Source organism: Methanobrevibacter sp. (assembly GCF_045541095.1).
Taxonomy (GTDB): Archaea; Methanobacteriota; Methanobacteria; order Methanobacteriales; family Methanobacteriaceae; genus Methanocatella.
Window position 1 is genome coordinate 1 of sequence record NZ_JAZQIJ010000139.1, and the last position, 2920, is coordinate 2920.

4 protein-coding genes are annotated in these 2920 nt (G+C 32.6%); all 4 read right to left on the reverse strand.

Features of this window, described 5'->3' with window-relative positions; translation table 11 throughout:
- Nucleotides 1–171 precede the first annotated feature (171 nt).
- From ACKI2P_RS06045 to ACKI2P_RS06060, 4 genes are read right to left on the reverse strand one after another with little or no spacing between them, the layout of a single operon-like run.
- Nucleotides 172–894, reverse strand: a complete 723-nt coding sequence (locus ACKI2P_RS06045; protein ID WP_407375949.1) for a hypothetical protein — start codon at nt 892–894, stop codon at nt 172–174.
- A 37-nt stretch (nt 895–931) separates the two neighbouring features.
- Nucleotides 932–1765, reverse strand: a complete 834-nt coding sequence (locus ACKI2P_RS06050) for a DUF4013 domain-containing protein (protein WP_407375950.1) — start codon at nt 1763–1765, stop codon at nt 932–934.
- A gap of 4 nt (nt 1766–1769) precedes the next feature.
- Nucleotides 1770–2504 carry a DUF4013 domain-containing protein gene (locus ACKI2P_RS06055; protein ID WP_407375951.1) on the reverse strand — a complete coding sequence of 245 codons (735 nt, stop codon included), beginning with the start codon at nt 2502–2504 and terminating at the stop codon, nt 1770–1772.
- An 8-nt stretch (nt 2505–2512) separates the two neighbouring features.
- Complete coding sequence (locus tag ACKI2P_RS06060) at nt 2513–2749, reverse strand: helix-turn-helix transcriptional regulator (protein WP_407375953.1); 237 nt, start codon at nt 2747–2749, stop codon at nt 2513–2515.
- Nucleotides 2750–2920: the final 171 nt, after the last annotated feature.

A 2920-nucleotide genomic window follows, 5' to 3' on the forward strand; every position in this document is an offset into this window, starting at 1 on the left:
AAAAAATGTGATGAAAAATGATATTTAAAAAAGCAAATATTTAAAATGAACAAAATTTAATAAAAAATAGAAAAATTAGTTAGAAAATGAACAGTTATTAAAAGTCAATAATTTCTGCCAACACTCAAATTTAATTAAAAAAAAGAAAAAAATAAATGGGAATATTAAATATTAATTCCCTTTAAATGAAACTGTTTCAGCCATTGATTTTAACTGTTCCAGATTGTTTCCTGAAATGACAACGACCTGACTTCCATCATTGTTTTTCAGATAGACTGAATAATCAGAAGATTCAAAATTGGACTTTAAATCTTCAGTAACATTAGCTGTCACATTTTCAGAAGAGGAATTGCCATTAATATTTATTCCATCAGATGAAATAGATATGCCCTCACCGTTTGCATCTGAAACCTCTACGCCTTTACCAGATAAGGAAAGTGAACTGCCTTCAGAGGAAACACTTAAACCGTCACCTGAAAAGACATCATTGGCAATGTTAAAAATGCCATCTAAATCAGTTTCAATATTGATATCATGGGATTTGTGAGTATTTTTTAAAACGACATATTTATCTGTTTCATTAACCTTTTTTCCCTGATTTTCCAAATCCTTGATAAATCCTGCTATTTCTTTTTTATCGGAAGATACGTCCTTAAAGTAGGTTATTGAGTTAACATCTTTGGAATTTTTTCCGGAATTTACTAAAATTGTCAGATTCATGTCACTGACGCCGATATTTACATTTTCATCAAAACTAGTTCCTGAAGGAACACTAACTGCAAAATCACCATATTTAAAATCATTTGCCAAATCAACTGCACTAACAGCTGAAATTACCACGACGACAGCCAATGCCGCCATCAAAACACCTAAAATTTTTGAATCTAATTTCACGTGACCACCTATATAATATTAATTTAAAAAATTTGAATTATTTAATCGCTTCCCTGTATATTGATCCGCAGACCCTATTGTAGAATACCGCACCGTAAGAGTCTATGAATAATCCTTCAATTATTGCAACGAAAGCAGATACGACTAACGCCTGATTAACGGCTACCGCAAATATTGCAGTTATGAAGCTCAATATGAAGCTTATCGCAACCATGATAATCATATATGCAATGATTGTAAAAAGTATTATTCCGATATATTTTCCCCATCCGAGATTTGAAATATTGTCAGTTATTTCACGCAGGTCAAAGGCCTTTTTAATACTGTCATATGCAACCATATTGTTCAATGCCATAATCATGAGGAAATACGCTATTAGGAACAATATTGCTGAAATCAGGAAGATAACCGGCATTGCTGATGAGTCACCGGCCAATGCTATTCCACCAAAAAATACAATCATTGGAATTATATTGTATGCCAATATTACAAGTAAGTATTTTATTCCCTTAACAAACATTCCTACAATATCTTCAAAGCCTGGAAGATCTTCCTTTTTATCGATTGAGAATTTTACAACATTATACTGATATCCGAGTATGAATAATGATATGATGAAACTGACAATGGTCAAACCGGCTACAAGATAAATGTCTCCGGCAGGTAATTGTGAAAATGAAATGTGTGATACTGTAGCATTTGTATTTTCGGCTACGTTTACTGCAATTCTTAAGATATCAGATGATTTTACACTTATAAATACAGATATTGCGCTAATCAGTGCGAATAGAACACCAATACCCATAAGTTTTTTAGGGTCGTTGAAAGGGTATTTCAACCCTTCAGCGACACAGTCTGTTATGCTTGCCATATAATCACTCGATTTGCATTGAGTATAACAATCCAAGAGATCTTGAATTGAATATGCTTAAATATGGTCCTACCAGGAACATTGAAACTAACCAGTTGATGAATGTTCCCAATAAGAATACTCCACTGGTATCTGCACCTAACATAAGTCCAGAGAATCCAAATATGGAGAAAATTAATCCAATGAGTGTAGTTACGACTATTGCAATTACTAAAGTTATGATTATTAATCCCAAGTATGTTGCAATGCATTCGACCCATCCGATGTCATCAATTACTTTCATCAGTTCTTTAACAGCGAATGCTTTTGAAAATGCACCGTCATTGTATGCCATGTGGCACAGTCCCATCTGAACCATCAAACAGCAGATGATTACGAGGATAAATGTTATTAAACTTCCGATAATCATTGCTGCAACTGATGCTACATCGCCGAGATATGATGCAATGGCTGCAAATATCAAAAAGACAATGATTGGAACAAGAACATATGCAAATTGAACAATTACGACTTTAATACCGTCGACGAACATGCCTACCAGATCATCAAAATCTGGTAAAGGATCTTTTCCGTTTATAATTCCGTGGACCGCTGTATTTATTACCCTGTAATTATATCCAGTAACCAGGAAAACAGGCAGTAAAAGAAAACTCAGAACTGCCATTACACCCAATATGACCAATGTTTTCCAGTCCTGTGCTGAATATTCAAATGAATCTTTATATATGTCTAAAATCATTTTATCACCTAATAGTAGTCATCATCAAATATGAATATATCTTCCATTACGAAGTATTGTTGTCTATCACCTTTGAATAACATTTTGTTAAAAACCTGGGTTATTTCATAAGCCAGAAATAAGGAGGGATTGTATCTCCCATTTTCAAGCGCATTAATCGTTTGACGAGTAACACCCACCTTGTCCCCAAGTTCTTTTTGGCTCATTTTGAGCTCTTGTCTTAAATATTTAATCATGGTTCTCATATTAATCCACAAATCAATTCATTTTGCAAAAAGTATTTAAGTGGGCAAGTAATTTTGTTAAAATCTAATTACTTATGTTAATGTTATATTACCTACTATATAAACTTTACTATTTTTAACAAAATTAATAATATTCATTTAAAATACATAAAAACAATTTAAATTTATTAT

Bases quoted from the DNA above. Each gene is read 5' to 3' on its own strand.
- ACKI2P_RS06055 (WP_407375951.1), bottom strand. From the start codon at position 2,504: ATGATTTTAGACATATATAAAGATTCATTTGAATATTCAGCACAGGAC.
- ACKI2P_RS06050 (WP_407375950.1), bottom strand. From the start codon at position 1,765: ATGGCAAGCATAACAGACTGTGTCGCTGAAGGGTTGAAATACCCTTTC.
- ACKI2P_RS06060 (WP_407375953.1), bottom strand. From the start codon at position 2,749: ATGAGAACCATGATTAAATATTTAAGACAAGAGCTCAAAATGAGCCAA.